Annotated in this window: 14 protein-coding genes; 6 read left to right on the top strand and 8 right to left on the bottom strand. The window is 55.5% G+C overall.

The features are described 5' to 3' along the window. The first annotated feature begins 119 nt into the window (after positions 1-119). The 4 genes from G6041_RS15340 (at position 120) to G6041_RS15325 (ending at position 6,442) form a co-directional block, all read left to right on the top strand. A complete protein-coding gene (locus G6041_RS15340) occupies positions 120-1,319 on the top strand; it encodes a hypothetical protein (RefSeq protein ID WP_012125858.1) in 1,200 nt (399 codons plus the stop codon). A 295-nt stretch (positions 1,320-1,614) separates the two neighbouring features. Next, positions 1,615-3,282 carry a methyl-accepting chemotaxis protein gene (gene tsr, locus G6041_RS15335; protein WP_012125857.1) on the top strand — a complete coding sequence of 556 codons (1,668 nt, stop codon included), beginning with the start codon at positions 1,615-1,617 and terminating at the stop codon, positions 3,280-3,282. A gap of 239 nt (positions 3,283-3,521) precedes the next feature. After that, on the top strand, positions 3,522-5,309 hold the full coding sequence (locus tag G6041_RS15330) for a sensor domain-containing diguanylate cyclase (RefSeq protein ID WP_032988941.1): 1,788 nt from the start codon (positions 3,522-3,524) through the stop codon (positions 5,307-5,309). A gap of 173 nt (positions 5,310-5,482) precedes the next feature. Beyond that, a complete protein-coding gene (locus G6041_RS15325) occupies positions 5,483-6,442 on the top strand; it encodes a GGDEF domain-containing protein (RefSeq protein ID WP_004386496.1) in 960 nt (319 codons plus the stop codon). Between the two features lie 9 nt (positions 6,443-6,451). Here the strand turns inward: G6041_RS15325 and opgB are convergent, their stop codons facing one another. The 7 genes from opgB to G6041_RS15290 form a co-directional block, all read right to left on the bottom strand. After that, positions 6,452-8,743: a phosphatidylglycerol--membrane-oligosaccharide glycerophosphotransferase gene (opgB, locus tag G6041_RS15320; RefSeq protein ID WP_032988939.1), complete on the bottom strand. Its 2,292-nt coding sequence runs from the start codon at positions 8,741-8,743 to the stop codon at positions 6,452-6,454. Between the two features lie 367 nt (positions 8,744-9,110). Further along, positions 9,111-9,848 (bottom strand): DNA replication protein DnaC, encoded by a 738-nt coding sequence (gene dnaC / locus G6041_RS15315; protein WP_004386494.1) that lies wholly within the window; start codon positions 9,846-9,848, stop codon positions 9,111-9,113. Positions 9,849-9,850: 2 nt separating this feature from the next. Continuing rightward, on the bottom strand, positions 9,851-10,396 hold the full coding sequence (gene dnaT, locus G6041_RS15310) for a primosomal protein DnaT (RefSeq protein ID WP_012125853.1): 546 nt from the start codon (positions 10,394-10,396) through the stop codon (positions 9,851-9,853). Between the two features lie 222 nt (positions 10,397-10,618). Then, complete coding sequence (locus G6041_RS15305) at positions 10,619-11,047, bottom strand: organic hydroperoxide resistance protein (protein WP_004386492.1); 429 nt, start codon at positions 11,045-11,047, stop codon at positions 10,619-10,621. An 80-nt stretch (positions 11,048-11,127) separates the two neighbouring features. Then, positions 11,128-11,583 carry a MarR family winged helix-turn-helix transcriptional regulator gene (locus G6041_RS15300; RefSeq protein WP_012125852.1) on the bottom strand — a complete coding sequence of 152 codons (456 nt, stop codon included), beginning with the start codon at positions 11,581-11,583 and terminating at the stop codon, positions 11,128-11,130. 65 nt (positions 11,584-11,648) lie between these two features. Next, positions 11,649-12,122 carry a threonine/serine exporter gene (locus G6041_RS15295; protein WP_004386489.1) on the bottom strand — a complete coding sequence of 158 codons (474 nt, stop codon included), beginning with the start codon at positions 12,120-12,122 and terminating at the stop codon, positions 11,649-11,651. Further along, positions 12,113-12,889 carry a threonine/serine ThrE exporter family protein gene (locus G6041_RS15290; protein WP_007847024.1) on the bottom strand — a complete coding sequence of 259 codons (777 nt, stop codon included), beginning with the start codon at positions 12,887-12,889 and terminating at the stop codon, positions 12,113-12,115. Before G6041_RS15290 ends, G6041_RS15295 begins: the two co-directional genes overlap by 10 nt. A gap of 514 nt (positions 12,890-13,403) precedes the next feature. Here G6041_RS15290 and G6041_RS15285 point away from each other — a divergent pair. Together G6041_RS15285 and bglJ are read left to right on the top strand one after the other, a co-directional pair. Next, entirely contained in the window at positions 13,404-14,120 is a 717-nt protein-coding gene (locus tag G6041_RS15285; RefSeq protein WP_199782040.1) for a helix-turn-helix transcriptional regulator, read from the top strand. After that, positions 14,084-14,737: a DNA-binding transcriptional activator BglJ gene (gene bglJ, locus G6041_RS15280; protein WP_004386486.1), complete on the top strand. Its 654-nt coding sequence runs from the start codon at positions 14,084-14,086 to the stop codon at positions 14,735-14,737. Before G6041_RS15285 ends, bglJ begins: the two co-directional genes overlap by 37 nt. Before the next feature lie 36 nt (positions 14,738-14,773). Here the strand turns inward: bglJ and G6041_RS15275 are convergent, their stop codons facing one another. Further along, entirely contained in the window at positions 14,774-15,232 is a 459-nt protein-coding gene (locus G6041_RS15275; RefSeq protein WP_007866066.1) for a YbaK/EbsC family protein, read from the bottom strand. Between the last annotated feature and the right edge of the window lie 36 nt (positions 15,233-15,268).

Here is a 15,268-nt window from a genome sequence, read left to right as displayed (position 1 = left end):
GCCTGCCTGGGCGCCTTTACTGTTTAAGACATGCACAATGATAAATCACTATGCACATGCATGACGATGTTTTCCGGTATATTGCCTGCTAACGATACGGTTAGTGAAGGAACGCAGAGATGAGCACGGAGAGTGACAAGTTAAAATCACTGGCAAAGCGAGTCGGGAAATATTTCGTCGCGTTATTACCTTATTCAACCCTGTTATCTGGTGCGATTATCTGGAGTTATCTGACGAGTATTGGACGGCTCGATCTTCTGATGGGGGCGTTTTCTTTTAATATCGGTCTGGTCTCGCTTCTGATCTCCGCTGCCGTGTTTTCACTGGCGACGGCACTTACGCTGGTGCTGCCCAGTGCGATTTTACTGGCACACCGCGAAATTAATCCTGGCGATCCTGAGCGTTATTTTAATAAAGGATTGCCGTGGATCTGCTTTTCTGTCTCGTTTTTTTATCTGACGCTTGTCTTTCTGCCGCACACAACGCTTGTGAAAAAACTGACGGGGGACTATGTCTTTAGCGTTGAAAAAATACTGCTCATTACTGCCCTCTTCGCAACCTTACTGGTTATCTGTTTCAACTTCGGTTTTCTTCTTCGCCCCCTGAAACCTGGCAAATGGCAACGAGTGTGGCTGGTTTTAATGTGGGCGGGAGTCTTGATCGCCAATACGTTTTTTATCCTGTTACCAGGATTATCCATATCGATACCTGCGGGCTTTCTTATTCACTCCAGCCGCGGTGAAGGTTCATGGGCTGTGGTATTCGCATGGGTGTTTATCAGCCTGTTCTCCTTACTGGCATTTTTGCCTGCTATCGTGCATTACTCGCAAAAAAGTGACGCTCAAAATAACAGCGGGGCTATTAAAAACTTTTTTGTGACGGCCTTTATTGCCGTCGTCTTTATCGTTCTGCTCTTTCCGACCCTCTGGAGTACGCTTGTTTTTGGCTCGCTGGTCTCGATTGGTCTGGTTGATACGCAGCCGCATTACTACCGGGTCGATGACGAAAAATTCTCACCAGCGCTGTTTCCGCAAACCGTCTGGCAGACGCAGGAAATGCCGGGCCGCGATGAAAAAGCCTTTTTTATCCGCGGCGTAAATCTGTTTTCCACCGGCAGTGTCAATCTCATCTGCCCGGCTTATATTGTCAAACTGCGCGCGCAGGCCACGGCACGCGACTACGCGAATTTCATCCCCGGCAATAACGAAGCCTCGGTACGCTATTTCCGCCAGATGATGAAAGGCTGTGTCGCCTTTGAAACGGGCGAGATCCGCCGGTGGGATACGCTGTTTGACGCGAATGGCGCGATTAAAAAATAAATGCCTTTGAGGGAAAGCAGGGAACGTCTCTGTTTTTCTCTCTTCTCCCACTTTCGAGCAAACCGCTAACGTTTTGCGCTTAGGCATTATTTTGTCATGCTGAAATCAGAAATTAAGCGGCGCTTAATTTGTATTCTCGCAAGTCACAATATGAGCTGCGTCACACACTGCGTATTTATGGCGATTTCCCCACCAAAGTTAGTACAAAAATCGGGCCCGGGCGGGGCTTATCCTTATAAAGTTTTTGGGTTTAATGCCGAAACTCTCTCCATCTGTCGTATCGGGAAGAGAAACCATGTTAAACCGCATCAAAGTTGTAACCAGTTTGCTGTTTGTTCTGGCCCTGTTTGGTCTGTTGCAAATGGCTTCCGGTGGCCTGTTCTTTAATGCCATCAAAAGTGACAAGGAAAATTTCACCGTTCTGCAAACCATCCGTCAGCAGCAGTCCACGCTGAATGGCAGCTGGGTTGCGCTGATTCAGACCCGTAACACCTTAAACCGCGCCGGTATCCGTCACATGATGGATGCGAACAACATCGGCAGCGGCGCGACGGTGCAGGAGCTGATGCAAATCGCCAGCAGCTCGCTGAAACAGGCGGAAACGCACTGGGCGGATTACCAGGCGCTGCCGCGCGACCCGCGCCAGAGCGAAGAGTACGCGCAGGAAATTAAGCGTAACTACGACATCTACCACGGTGCGCTGGCGGAGCTGATTCAGTTGCTCGCGGCCGGGAAAATCAACGAATTCTTCGACCAGCCGACCCAGAAATATCAGGACGGTTTCGAGAAAGCCTATACCGATTACATGGCGCAGAATGACCGCCTGTATGACATCGCCGTGGAAGGCAGCAACAGCTCCTACAGCATGGCTATCTGGATCCTGATTGGCGTGCTGGCCGTGGTGCTGGGCGTGATTGTTTGCGTCTGGTTCGGTATCCAGAACACCCTTATCACCCCGCTGAACCGCATTATTGAGAGCATTCGCCATATCGCGAGCGGCGACCTGGCGCGTCAGATTGACGTCGACGGCACGAACGAAATGGGCCAGCTGGCCGCCAGCATTAAACATATGCAGGGCGAACTGGTGCGTACCGTGGGTGAAGTCCGTAACGGTGCCGATGCCATCTACAGCGGCGCGAGCGAAATCTCTGCCGGTAATAACGATCTCTCTTCCCGTACCGAAGAGCAGGCTGCGTCTCTCGAAGAGACCGCCGCCAGCATGGAAGAGCTGACCGCCACCGTGAAACAGAACGCCGAAAACGCCCGTCAGGCGAGCCAGCTTGCGCTGAGCGCGTCGGAAACCGCCCAGAAAGGCGGCAAAGTGGTGGATAACGTGGTGCAGACGATGCGTGACATCGCCGGCAGCTCCCAGAAAATCGCCGATATCACAAGCGTGATTGACGGCATCGCCTTCCAGACTAACATCCTGGCGCTGAACGCCGCGGTAGAAGCTGCGCGTGCAGGCGAACAGGGCCGCGGCTTCGCCGTGGTGGCCGGTGAAGTGCGTAACCTGGCGCAGCGTAGCGCCCAGGCCGCGAAAGAGATCAAAGGCCTTATCGAAGACTCCGTCAGCAAAGTGGACGTGGGCTCGACGCTGGTAGAAAGCGCCGGTGAAACCATGGGCGAAATTGTCAGCGCGGTGACCCGCGTGACCGACATCATGGGCGAAATCGCCTCGGCCTCTGACGAGCAGAGCCGCGGTATCGACCAGGTGGGCCTGGCCGTCGCTGAGATGGACCGCGTGACCCAGCAGAACGCCTCGCTGGTGGAGCAATCCGCCGCTGCTGCCGCCGCGCTTGAAGAGCAGGCGAGCCGCCTGACGCAGTCCGTCGCCGTGTTCCGCATCAGCCAGAGCGCGCAAGACAAGCCGCGTAGCGTAAGCCCGGTACAGGCAAGCGTCGCGCCGGTCGTCACCGCAAAGCCGGTGGTGGCCCAGGGCAGCGATAACTGGGAAACGTTCTAAGCGGTTCGTTTTCACCTGAAAAGCCCCCGTCGCTCACGCGGCGGGGGCTTTTTTTATGGTCAGCGTTCATCTCCCGAACAGGCGGCTGAAAACCCGCACCCGCGCCGATGCATTTATATTAAGAATCGGTTAACGGCTTCTATAATTTATCTGTCAGTAAAATAACCAAACCGGGGCGTCTTTCTTACGCAGGCACGCCATATCATCTTCGGCCCTCTTTTTAACGAACGGGATCCTCTGTGCGCATCGCAACGATGACTAACATTGCCTATGGCGCAACGGTAGCGCTCACCCTGATTTCCGGGGTCGTGCTGATGATGGCCTCCGGCGCCGACAAGGCGGAGCGGGCGGCCGTGCGCCAGAGCGCGGCATACGACAGCCTGACGGAAACGGTAGAACAGGAGACTTACGCGCTCACCGAGCTGGCGCGCGTTTACGTAGTGGATCGCAGAACGCAGGATCTGACGGCCTGGCAGGCGAAACGAGCGCAGGACAATAAAGATGAAGCGCATCTGGCGCGGCTGCGGGATCTGGGCGCTACACCTGAAGAGTTAGAGCATCTGCGTCAGGGCGTGGCCGTTGCGCATGCGCTGGAGCAGGAGCAGCAGCAGGCGATCGAGGCTGTAGCGCGTGGCGATAACGCACGCGCGCTGCAACTGTTGTTTGGCGTGAATTATGAGCATGAGCTTGACCGGGTGGACCTGCAGTTCGCGCAATTTCGCAGTCTGCTTGATTATCGGACCGGCATGTCGATTAAGGCTGCGACCGACGCCTCACTGCGGCTGCGCACGCTGTCGGAAATCATGGTCGGCCTCACCGCGCTGCTGTTTCTCTTTGTCCTCGGGTTTATTCTCAAACGCCGTATTTTGCGGCCGGTCGTGAAGCTGAGCGATGTGGTCAACCGGCTGGCGACGCAGGATTACGAAGTGGAAGCGCCGCTGTTGCAGCAGGTGGATGAGATTGGCGACATGGCGCAGGCTATCCATGTATTTCGCGAAAACGGGCTGGCGCGCCAGCGCCTTGAGCGGGAGCGCGATGCCGACTGGGCCATCCGGGGATTATTGTCACGCATGACCCAGCGGTTACAGGGGAGTGAATCACGTGGCGATATTATCGAGCTGGTCCGGCTGTTTGCACCGCAAATTGCGCCGGGGCTCGCGGGCAGGCTCTATGTGCTGGATACGCGCGATCATCTGATGGTGTGCGCCGCTCGCTGGCCTGAAAACGCTGGCGGCGACAGCGCGTTTACGCCGGACGAATGCTGGGCGCTGCGGCGCGGGCAGATGCACAGCCCTGACCGTGACCTGGTGGATATTCCCTGCAAACATCTGCCGCCTGCCGCTGCCTTGCGGGCCATCTGCGTGCCGCTGATTGCCCAGAATGAAACCATCGGGCTGCTGTCGTTTGAAAAAATCAGCGAGGAGCTTGAGCCGCCTTACGTTTATCTGGAACTGATGGCCGAGACGCTGGCGCTGGCGCTCGCCAACCAGAAGCTGCGCGATGAGTTGACCGAAAAAGCGATGTTCGATTCGCTGACGGGCCTGCGTAATCGCTATCACCTGGAAGACGCGCTGTACGCCTGTATCAGCCAGGCGGAGATGACCGGCTCGCCGGTAAGCTGCCTGATGATTGATATCGATCACTTCAAATCGCTTAACGATCAGTACGGACATGATGCGGGCGATGCGGTGCTGAAAGAGGTGGCGCGGACGATTCGCTCCGTGCCGGGCGAGACGGCGCAGGTGTTTCGCTACGGCGGCGAAGAGTTTCTGATGCTACTGCCCGGTATGCCACAGGCGCAGGCTCATGCGCTGGCCACGCGTATTCTGACGCAGGTCAGTGAGTTATCGCTGCGCTATAACGGCCTTGAGATTGGCCCGGTGTCGGTCTCCATCGGCCTCGCCACTTGGCCCGATCACGCGCGGCGCGAGAGCCTGATAAAAAATGCCGATATTGCGCTTTATCTTGCCAAAGAGATGGGCCGCTCGCGCATCGTGGTGGCGAACCGGCTGAAGCCGAGCGCCTGACGGCGCGGCGGCGCAACGGCGGCAAATAGGGTGCGGGTCATCCGCGGTAGTGGCTGCCGTTTCGCAAATCGCCCGTTTTTCCTCCTATACTCATCCGTTTACCTCAATATATTTTCTGGCAGAATGCTTCCCTTACACTGGCGGGCGCGCTGCTACTGACGCGGAGGCGGAACATGAAATTTCCTGGTATCCCTGAAAACGAAGAAGCGCGGCTGAAGTCGCTGTATATGATGGATCTGCTGGATACCAGGGATGACGAGCGTTTTGAGCGCCTGACGCGGGTGGCGAAAAAACTGTTCCGGGTGCCGGTGGCGCTGATTAGCCTGCTCGATCGCAACCGTCAGTGGCTGCTGGCCTGCCAGGGACTGAACACGCGCGAAACCACGCGCGACGTCTCATTTTGCGGGCACGCGATTTTGCAGGAAGGGCCGTTTATCGTAAATGACGCCCGCCTGGATGAGCGTTTTCACGATAACCCGCTGGTCACCGGCGAGCCGTTTATCCGTTTTTATGCGGGTTACCCGGTGCGGCTGCCGGATGGCGCGGTGGTCGGCACGCTTTGTATTATCGACGGCACGCCGCGCGATTTCAGCGATGATGATATTGCGACGTTGAAAGACCTGGCGTTTATCGTTGAAGATGAGTTTCACGTGATTAGCATGGCGATGACCGACAGCCTGACCGGTATTCCGAACCGCCGCGGCTTTTACCGTAGCGGCGAGCGGCGTTTTCGTGCCCTGAAGGAGAATCCCGAGCCGTTCAGCATTCTCTATTTCGATCTCGACCGCTTTAAGCCGATTAACGATTTGTGGGGCCACGCGGAAGGCGATGAGGTGCTGAAAGTGTTCGCCAGCCAGTTGCGAGAGCATCTGGGCCCGAAAGATATCGCCGGGCGGCTGGGGGGCGATGAGTTCGCGGTACTCCTGGCCCGGGAAAGCGACACGCAGCCGTTTCTGAACAATCTGCGCGCGAGCCTGGACGCGCATAACCAGCGCGCCGGTAAGCCTTATAACATCAACTACTCGTACGGAATGCTCCATCGCGATTCAGGCAATTACGACTCTTTGCTTGAGATGGTCAAAGAGAGCGACAACGTGATGTATTCCGAGAAGCGCAGAAAGCGGATCGGCTAACGAGCGGGATCACCCGCTCGCGTTAATGACTTTGATGGACACCATGCCGATGCCGAGACGGCGCGGCGAGTGACCAAGAATGTTGCCTTCGTTGGTCGACTGCGGATCTGGCGGCACAATCATCAGCGTGTTGCTGCGCGTCGGGTTTTCGAAATGCAGCGTGGTGGTGGAGACCTCGTTGCCGAGCGTCAGCGTCTGTTCGCTGTCGCCCACCTTCACGGGCACCGGTTTCCCGGCGTTCGGGCCAAACGCTTTGGCGGTAATGACCAGATCGAATTTCTCCGGCAGCGGCTGGTTATATTCGATTTTCACTTCTTCGCCGAGCTGCGCGTTGGACCAGCGGCCCCAGGATTCCGGGCGTGAAATGCCGGAGAACTGTTTGACCTCTTCCGGCGCGCCCGCCACGTTAAAGATAAAACTGTCGGCCTGATAGCGGATGTCGTTATCCATCACTTTGAGCGTCTCGACGTTACGCTGGTAGCGCGCGGTGTCGATGACCGTATCGCGAAACGCCGCTTTGCCCTGCCAGGTGGCTTTATCCACCCGCTGCACTTTTTGCTCGCCGCCGAGCTGCCCCTGCGAGACGCAGTAATCGGTGGAGAGCGCCAGCGCAGGTGCCCACAGACGCGCCATTTTGTAGCAGTTATCCACCCACAGGAAGTTATCGCGCGGGGCGAAATCCGCCAGTTGGAAGCGCAGCGGCGCGGAGTATTCGCTCTCCGGCAGCGGTTCGATACGTTTATCCGACACGCGCAGCAGCAGCGGCAGGCGGAAATGGCTTCCGGAGAAGGCGATGGTCTGTTTTTGCGTGTCGACCGTGAAGTTGTCTATTTTCGACGGGAATTTCCACAGGCTGATGATATCGGGCTTCCACGCCAGCACTTTTGATTTCATGTTCAGAAACACGGTCGAGAGCGACTGGCCGGAAAGACTGCTGCGCCCGAGTCCCAGGAAGTTGTCGCCGCCCAGCACATCGAGCACTGTCGCGCCGTTATCCATTGTATTGCGTTTCACCGCCAGCACGTCCTGCTGCGGCTGATCGCCTCGCAGAATAAAGAACAGGTTATTACGATCCTGCTTGCTGAGATATTTATAGGCGGTGTTGTTCATCGCCAGATGATCCGACGACACAACGATGACCGTATTTTTGAAATACGGCGACGCTTTGATTTTGTTAATAAACGCCGCGATATGCTGCTGGCTACAGGTGACCGCGCTGAAAGACTGGTTCGGTTTGCCTTCAAACGAGTAGCTCTTTCGCGTACAGGTGCGCGAGACGAAACCGTCCGGGTGGTGCGTGTCGACCGTCAGCGTAAAGAGCGAGAAGCGTTTGCCCGCTTTTGAGAGCTCTTCATATTTTTTCCACGCCTGGTCCAGCACCGTGTCGTCGTAAAAGCCCCAGTCGTTGCGATAGGTTGGGTCCGCTACCGTGTTTTTCAGCTCTTCGGCCCCGTAGAGATGATCGAAACCGTGGGATTTGAGAAACACGTCTTTTCCGGCAAAGCGCAGGTTAGCACCCTGGATGAAGTAGTTCTCATAGCCGGAGTTTTTGAGGATATCGCCCAGGCAGACGTTCTGCGGGAAGAAGCTCGACATCGAGGCAGACGCGTTGCCCTCAAAGGGCGCAAAAAGCGGAATGCCGCACTGCGAGGCGACCATACCCGCGATGGTGTAATCGGTGCCGGGCAACTGCGCGGTATGGCTGAAATCGATGCCTTCGTTTTTCAGCGCGCCCAGCTCCGGCGTCAGGTTCGGGAACGCCTGATCGTCAAAATAGGTGCGCTCCAGGCTTTCGCCGTAGATGTAAACGAGATTGAGCTGTGGATTGTCGATACGCTTTTGCGGCTCTTTATAGTACGCCGCAAAGTCGGGATCGCCCTCTGCGGTCTGGGATTTCACCAGTTCGGTTATCTGGCGAAACGCCGGGCTGGCGTCCACCGAGGCCAGCGCCAGCAATAGCGCCACGAAGCTGTAGCCGAAGTGATAAGGCAGATGGCGGCGACGGCGCAAAATCCACGTCAGCAGGCCAAAGACCGCGAGCAGCGCCGCGACCAGCCCGACGCCAGGCAGGATGTATTTGCTGACGCCCGCGCCGGTGAGACTGTTGGTCAGCGTGTAGAGCACCGCGTCATTGATGCCATCGCCGGTAAAATAGTTGCTGGCAAGCAGCGTCAGATTCAGGATAACAAACAGCCCTAACACCACCAGAGTGGCGATAAACCACCAGGTGTTACGGCCCGCCTTGAAGGCGTAAATCGCCACGGAGGCGATAAAGAAAAGTATGGAAAGCCACTCTGACAACACCACATCCTCGCAGCGAAGGCGCCATGCCCGTTAGGTTAAACTGCTTTTTTAACACCGAAATATAACGCTACTGTCATACTGGTACCATTTTAGCGTCATCTTTTTATGGAGCAGTTCAGATAAGGTTTAGATATACGGAATTATGAGCCGCGTCTCATCGCCTGTGGCGCGGGGGTAGCGTCGGGCAAGGCCAGAAAATAGGTGTTTAGTAATACACAGTGAGCGGAAACGCTAAAAAGCGGATTCTTTTATGAAAATTTTATGACGGCGCAGATTTCACTGTAGAGGCGTAAAAATAAAGCGAGACGGCAGGGAAGGGGAAGTGTCGGGGCGCAGAAAACGCGCCCCGTAAAAAGTGCGGAGTTTAGTACTCTTTACCCGTGACGCGGCTGCGGTAGCTGTCCCAGTTGAAATTCACCCACAGGCTGTTGCCAAGGCGCATACGATCCATCACGCGCTCGCCGAGCAGTTTGGTCATCTCTTCCATATTCTGGTTGGTCAGCATGCCGGTGGGGCGCTTGGACGACGAGCGGCGATCCACCAGCTGGTTGATGATCACTTTCTCGTAGCGCGACTCACTCTGCATACCGATCTCGTCGATCACCAGCAGATCGACGCTGCTCAGATCTTTTAAAAGCTGCTCTTCGCTGGTTTCGCGGTTGCCGAACGTGTCTTTCATGGCGGACATGATATCGGCGACGGTAATGATCATCACCGATTTACCGCGCAGCAGCAGTTCATTACAGATCGCGGCGGCAAGATGGTTCTTGCCGGTGCCCGGTTTACCGGCGAAAACAAAGCTCGCGATGTTGCCGTCAAAAGCGTCGACATACTGGCGCGCTTTGTTGACAGCGTTCATCTGCCCGTCGTTTTCAACACGATAGTTATCGAACGAACAGTTCTGATGCAGCGGGCGAATACCCGAGCGGTTGAAGGTGCGCTGCATTTTCATCGCGCGGTTTTCGCGCTCGATGGCCTCTGAGCGAATTCGCCCCTGCTCCTGCTGCCAGGCGATAAGCTCTTCGCCGGTTTTAAAGGCCGGCTTGACGTCAGGCGGCATCAGCCGCTTCAGGCGCATCATCAGGTCAGTGACGTTTTTCATTGTTACCCTCGAAAGCCGTCAGGAATATGGTCGTCCGGCTGCGCGATGGCGTTTACATCGCGCCGCGTTGATGACGTAAAGGTGGCGCGGTTCATCTGAATACTGCGCGCCAGCTTCTGCTGCCACTGGATGTGGTGGAAGACTTTGCCTTCCGCCTGCCAGTAAGCGACAAACGAGGCCAGCTCTTCGCTGGTGACCGGCTGGGCCAGCGGAATGCCCCAGAGCGCGGCCATACGCTGAAACTCCGGGTCGGGCTGCCAGCCCGGATACATGGCGAATTTGCCCATCGGCACCGGCACGGGCTGGGCGGCGTCGTTGCCTTCGTCGAAAAATTGCGCTTCCAGCGCGACATCGGAGCGGGGCGCGGCGAGCTGTTTTTCCAGCGCCAGCAGTTCCGCCATGCGCGCCGGCGTCACGGCATAAAATGCGGGCGCATTGTTATCAAACACCGCCACGGCCCCACGTTCGGCGTGCGCCAGCGCGCTGCCGGGATTGCGCCGGAAGGCGTCAATATCAACGACATCAGGGGTCAGGATTCTGGAAGACATAAAACGTTCTCAATCAAAGCGTTATCAGACACTGGCGCGAAAATCGCCAGCAGAGACGATAATTCCTTCATAGTAGCATAGTCAGAGGCGGGGTTTGAGCTTATTGGCGCATGGGATCGCACGTAAAAAAAAGAGCGCGCCATGACATCTGGCGCGCTCCGCGTCCCCTGGTGAGGGCAGTTTCGTTTTTTATTTTAAGCTTCCCCGTTAGCGGGGATAGCGTCAGGCAATGATATTCAGAGTGACGTCGATGTTGCCACGGGTCGCGTTAGAGTACGGGCAGACGATATGCGCCGCATCGACCAGTTTCTGCGCTTCTGCCGCGTCCATCCCCGGCAGGTGAATATTCAGCTTCGCTTCGATACCAAAACCGGTCGGCAGTGGGCCGATCCCGACTTCGCCTTCAATAAACGCGTCTTTCGGCATCGCGATTTTGTCGCGGGCGGAGACGAATTTCATCGCGCCCAGGAAGCAGGCGGAGTAGCCTGCGGCAAACAGCTGTTCCGGGTTGGTGACATCGCCGCCCATGCCGCCCATCTCTTTCGGTACGCCAAGCTTTACATCCAGCACGCCGTCAGAAGAAGTGGCGCGGCCGTCGCGGCCTCCGGTGGCTTTGGCTTTGGCGCGGTAGATGACATTTTCTAAAGACATGTAATATTCCTTATTTAAGTTTTAGGCGATTTAATAGTGCGCTACTTATTTGGTGCTTTCACGCCATCCGCAGATGGCGCTTACGACTGATTCAGATTATGGCGTAATGCTTCAAGCTGATCTTTCAGATCCAGCAAAGTCTCTTTGTCGCACGCGGTGGCGCAGAGCACCGAGCCCGGTATGTTGTGGGCTTCGGCCTTGAGCTGCCGGCCTGCGTCGGTGAGCGTGACGATCACTTGTCGTTCATCCTGACGCGAACGCTGGCGCATCAGCAGCCCCGCGGTTTCCATCCGCTTTAACAGCGGCGTCAGCGTGGCGGAATCCAGATAGAGCCGCTCGCCAATCTCAGAAACGGTCACGTCGTCCTTCTCCCACAGCACCAGCATCACCAGATATTGCGGGTACGTCAGCCCGAGCGGCGTCAGTAACTGGCGGTAAATTTTATGCAGCGCCAGGTTTGTCGAGTAGAGCGCGAAGCAGAGCTGGTTATCTAAATCCAGCGAGAGCGCTTTGCTTTTTTGTTGTGTCGTCTTCATGCTTTCAATATAGGTAGTGCGCGATTTAATTGCAAGCCAGGTTTTATCTTTTGCTTTGATAGTCGTTATACGCGCGGACGTTTTCGATAGAGCCACAGGCCGGGCAGCGACAGCCCGATAGAGAGCGCGCCAACGGTGGACGCGGCTTTAAGGAAGTTGGTCACCAGCGAAACCATCAAGGCATCGGTATAGCCGAAGTGGCTGATCTTCACGGCGGATATCATGGCCGAATAGGCCGAGATGCCTGGGAACATCGGGATCACCGCGGCAACGGTAAACACTTTCGGATGCGCCAGATACCAGCGCGACCATTGAATGCCGATGCAGCCGACCAGCATTGCCGCGAGAAACGTGCCCCATTCGATATTCAGCCCCATCATTATCATGACGGTGCGCGAACCGTGGCCGACCGCGCCCAGCAGCGCGCACCAGGGCAGGGCGCGGCGCGGAACGTTAAACACCATCGCAAAGCCCGCCGCCGGAATCGCGGAGAGCAGCATATCTTCCAGCATCAGCGTAATGATACGAATTACATCCATCCCCGCAGCCCCCATAACGCCATCGCCATAATCACGCCAATGCAGGTGGCGAGCGTCAACATACTCGCCATCGCCCAGCGGGCAAGACCGGTATTCACGTGGCCTTTAAACATATCGGCCACTGCATTGATAAGCGGAAACCCCGGCACCAGCAGCAGGACGCTCGCGGCCATCGCCACGGTGGACGCGCCTGCGAATGGCGGCAGCGCCAGCAGCAGACCAGAGACGGTGGTCGCCACAAAGGCCGTCAGACAGAAATTAATTTGCGGGTGCAGATGGCGCTGCGTCAGCGTCTGGCGCACATACATCGCCAGGGTGCTCGCGATAAACGTCACCAGCGCACCGTCCCAACCGCCTTTATTCATTTTGCAAAAGCAGGCGCAGGAGAGCCCGACCATCAGCACCACCTGCCAGCGCGGGTAACGCAGCGGTTTTAATTGCGAAAAGCGTTTCGCGACGTCGTGCCGGTCCAGCAGCTTATGTTCAGTCATAATGACGATGTGCTGGACTTCGGTCACCATGTGCATGTTGATGCCGCGATCGATGTTTTTTCGCGTCGTCGTCAGGCAGTGATTATCTTTTATCGTGGTCAGCACAATGGCATTAGCGGAGATAGAACTCTCCACGCTGTCCATGCCCAGCGCGCGGCCAAGCCGGGTAGTAAGTTCATCAATCAGCGCGCTCTCCGCGCCGTGCTGCAATAAAAACAGCCCGCACTGAATACACAAACGGGTCACGTCCCGCTGCGCTAAAGCATCCGCTTCCATATTCGGTCCTGGTGAGAATAGGCGTGGGTGTCAGATGTCCATTATTACCATGCGCCGCCAGGCGCAGCCGTGGCGGTAGATCAAGATTGCTGCATTTTTCGGCGTGGCTTCAGGGGGTATGTGAGTGCGGGTAGCCAATCTCGTTCCGCAGAAAACAATCGAGGCGGGTGCTGTTATCACAGTTAATTAATGTCGTACTGGCGGAGTCGCCAAATTAATTAAACAGGTATTTATATTGTGTCTATAAATAGACATTTTTTATCTTTTTACTATGAGAATATCCTTTAAACCGAGGTGGCGTATTTTTAGCCTTGTTTATCGTTGACAGTAAAATAAAGGGTTCATAGAATGCCGATGTTTTGTCGGGCAGAAAATTCTTTATGTCCACTTATATACATTATCTGCTAACGCGGTCTGCGTTTTTTCTTGATTTAGATTTTGAAATTTATTTTTACGTTATTACATAAGTTGGTTTTGAAATTTGTTTGGCCGGAAGGATATAACCGGAGGAAATATGTTACCAGGACGTTGCAAACTAGGCATTATCATTAGCCAAACCCCCGTGATGCATACCGGGCTGGAGACCATTATGCGTCACCATTTTCCGGAAACCGAACTTTATCACTACAACAGCAGCGCAGAAATAACGCTGCCGCTGCTAAACCCCATCGACATGGTGCTGGCAGAACTGCCCTGTGCGCCAGAGGACGCCCGTCGCGAGTGCGAAGCGTATTACTCCCTGGTGGCGCAAGCGCCAGGCGTACACTGGATTTTTCTTGTGCCTGCGGCCTCATTCAATATGGCGGTGCAGTTACTGATGCGCCCGGAAACCACGCTGCTTTCAACGGCGGAACCGGTGGAATGTGTCGTTAATGCTGTACGACTTGGCCGTGAAAAAGCCGAGAGGGTCAGCCAGATGTTAGTCACGCCGCGCCAGGCGCAGGAGAAAGAGACGGCGTCCAGCGTGATGCTCACTACGTCAGAAAAACAGGTATTACGGTTGCTCGGTAAAGGCTGGGGAATTAATCAAATCGCCCAGATGCTGAAAAAAAGTAATAAAACCATCAGCGCGCAGAAAAACAGTGCCATGCGACGCTTATCTCTGCGCGGCAATGCTGAAATGTATGCATGGATAAGCAGCTTACAGGGATTAAAGGAATTAAATTTGCTTTCATTACATAAGGAACAGGCTGAATGGAACACGGAGTCGAAAAACGAAACATTGCGCTAATCGAAAAATGCGTAATGAGCGGCGAGGGAATACGTTCGCTGCTACAGGGAAATAATTCGACGTCATGCCGCCTGGAAATATTTTCCGACCATCACGCGTTTATTGAGGCACTGACGAAACGTAATTTTTCTGCCGTTATCTTTTCGCTTGAAGGTACGCGCGAGCACCGGCGCGACTGTCTGCAGTTCGTCAGTGAGATGGCGAAAGCCTGGCCGCGTATGAAGCGTATTGTGATGGTAAATAACGTCAATGAGGCAAAACTAATAAGCCAGCTTTCTCCGACGCCACTGCAGGGGATTATTGATAAGTCGGAAACGCTGGCGCGCTTTACGGATGAACTGATGTCCGCGATGAGCGACTCCATCCGTGTGAGCGAATCGCCTAATAAAATCTGGTATGCCACGCAGGGATCGCGACTGCTGAGCCCGACCGAGCGGATTATCCTGCGCTACCTGACGGACGGCTATTCGGTGTCGCAAATTGCCAGCCGTCTGGAGCGCAATATCAAAACCATCCGCGCGCATAAATTTAACGCCATGCTGAAGCTCGGCGTGCATACCGATGCCGGATTGCTGAATGCGGCGGATATTCTTCTGCACCGGGCAGGCTTATTTTAAGCCTGCGGTAGAGGCGTTATCGCGTTACGCGCACACTTACAGACACACATCCACCCACTGCGCCTGGGTCAGCTCTGCCAGGCGAGTGGGCGAAATACGCACCGCGCTGTGAATCGCGCCTGCTGCAGGCAGCACTTCGTCATACTGACGCAGTGAGATGTCGCAGTAGACTGCCAGCGCGTTTTCCAGCCCGAACGGGCAGACGCCGCCAACCGGGTGGCCGGTCCAGGTCACCACTTCATCACTGCTGAGCATTCGCGCTTTCGCACCGAATGTGTTTTTTAGCTTCTTGTTATCAAGCCGCGCGTCGCCTTTGGCGACCACCAGAATCACCTCATCTTTCACTTTCAGCGAGAGCGTTTTGGCTATCTGACCGGGTTCAACCTGATGGGCAGCGGCGGCCAGCGCGACGGTGGCGGTGCTTTGGTTAAGTTCAATGATTTCAATATCGGGGGCGTTTTCGACAAAAAATTGTCGCACGGATTCCAGACTCATTTATTTCTCCTGAAAATAGCTGTCCTAATCTGGCAT

This window comes from Cronobacter sp. HA18003 (assembly GCF_011605905.1).
GTDB classification, from domain to species: Bacteria; Pseudomonadota; Gammaproteobacteria; order Enterobacterales; family Enterobacteriaceae; genus Cronobacter; species Cronobacter sakazakii.
The sequence above is the reverse complement of the archived record's forward strand: the minus strand, read 5'-3'. Positions and strand labels throughout refer to the sequence as shown.

Excerpts from the sequence above, each read along its gene's own strand:
- G6041_RS15340 (WP_012125858.1), top strand. The coding sequence starts at position 120 with ATGAGCACGGAGAGTGACAAGTTAAAATCACTGGCAAAGCGAGTCGGG.
- tsr (WP_012125857.1), top strand. The coding sequence starts at position 1,615 with ATGTTAAACCGCATCAAAGTTGTAACCAGTTTGCTGTTTGTTCTGGCC.
- G6041_RS15325 (WP_004386496.1), top strand. The coding sequence starts at position 5,483 with ATGAAATTTCCTGGTATCCCTGAAAACGAAGAAGCGCGGCTGAAGTCG.
- dnaC (WP_004386494.1), bottom strand. The coding sequence starts at position 9,848 with ATGAAAAACGTCACTGACCTGATGATGCGCCTGAAGCGGCTGATGCCG.
- dnaT (WP_012125853.1), bottom strand. The coding sequence starts at position 10,396 with ATGTCTTCCAGAATCCTGACCCCTGATGTCGTTGATATTGACGCCTTC.
- G6041_RS15305 (WP_004386492.1), bottom strand. The coding sequence starts at position 11,047 with ATGTCTTTAGAAAATGTCATCTACCGCGCCAAAGCCAAAGCCACCGGA.
- G6041_RS15300 (WP_012125852.1), bottom strand. The coding sequence starts at position 11,583 with ATGAAGACGACACAACAAAAAAGCAAAGCGCTCTCGCTGGATTTAGAT.
- G6041_RS15295 (WP_004386489.1), bottom strand. The coding sequence starts at position 12,122 with ATGGATGTAATTCGTATCATTACGCTGATGCTGGAAGATATGCTGCTC.
- G6041_RS15290 (WP_007847024.1), bottom strand. The coding sequence starts at position 12,889 with ATGGAAGCGGATGCTTTAGCGCAGCGGGACGTGACCCGTTTGTGTATT.
- G6041_RS15285 (WP_199782040.1), top strand. The coding sequence starts at position 13,404 with ATGTTACCAGGACGTTGCAAACTAGGCATTATCATTAGCCAAACCCCC.
- bglJ (WP_004386486.1), top strand. The coding sequence starts at position 14,084 with ATGGAACACGGAGTCGAAAAACGAAACATTGCGCTAATCGAAAAATGC.
- G6041_RS15275 (WP_007866066.1), bottom strand. The coding sequence starts at position 15,232 with ATGAGTCTGGAATCCGTGCGACAATTTTTTGTCGAAAACGCCCCCGAT.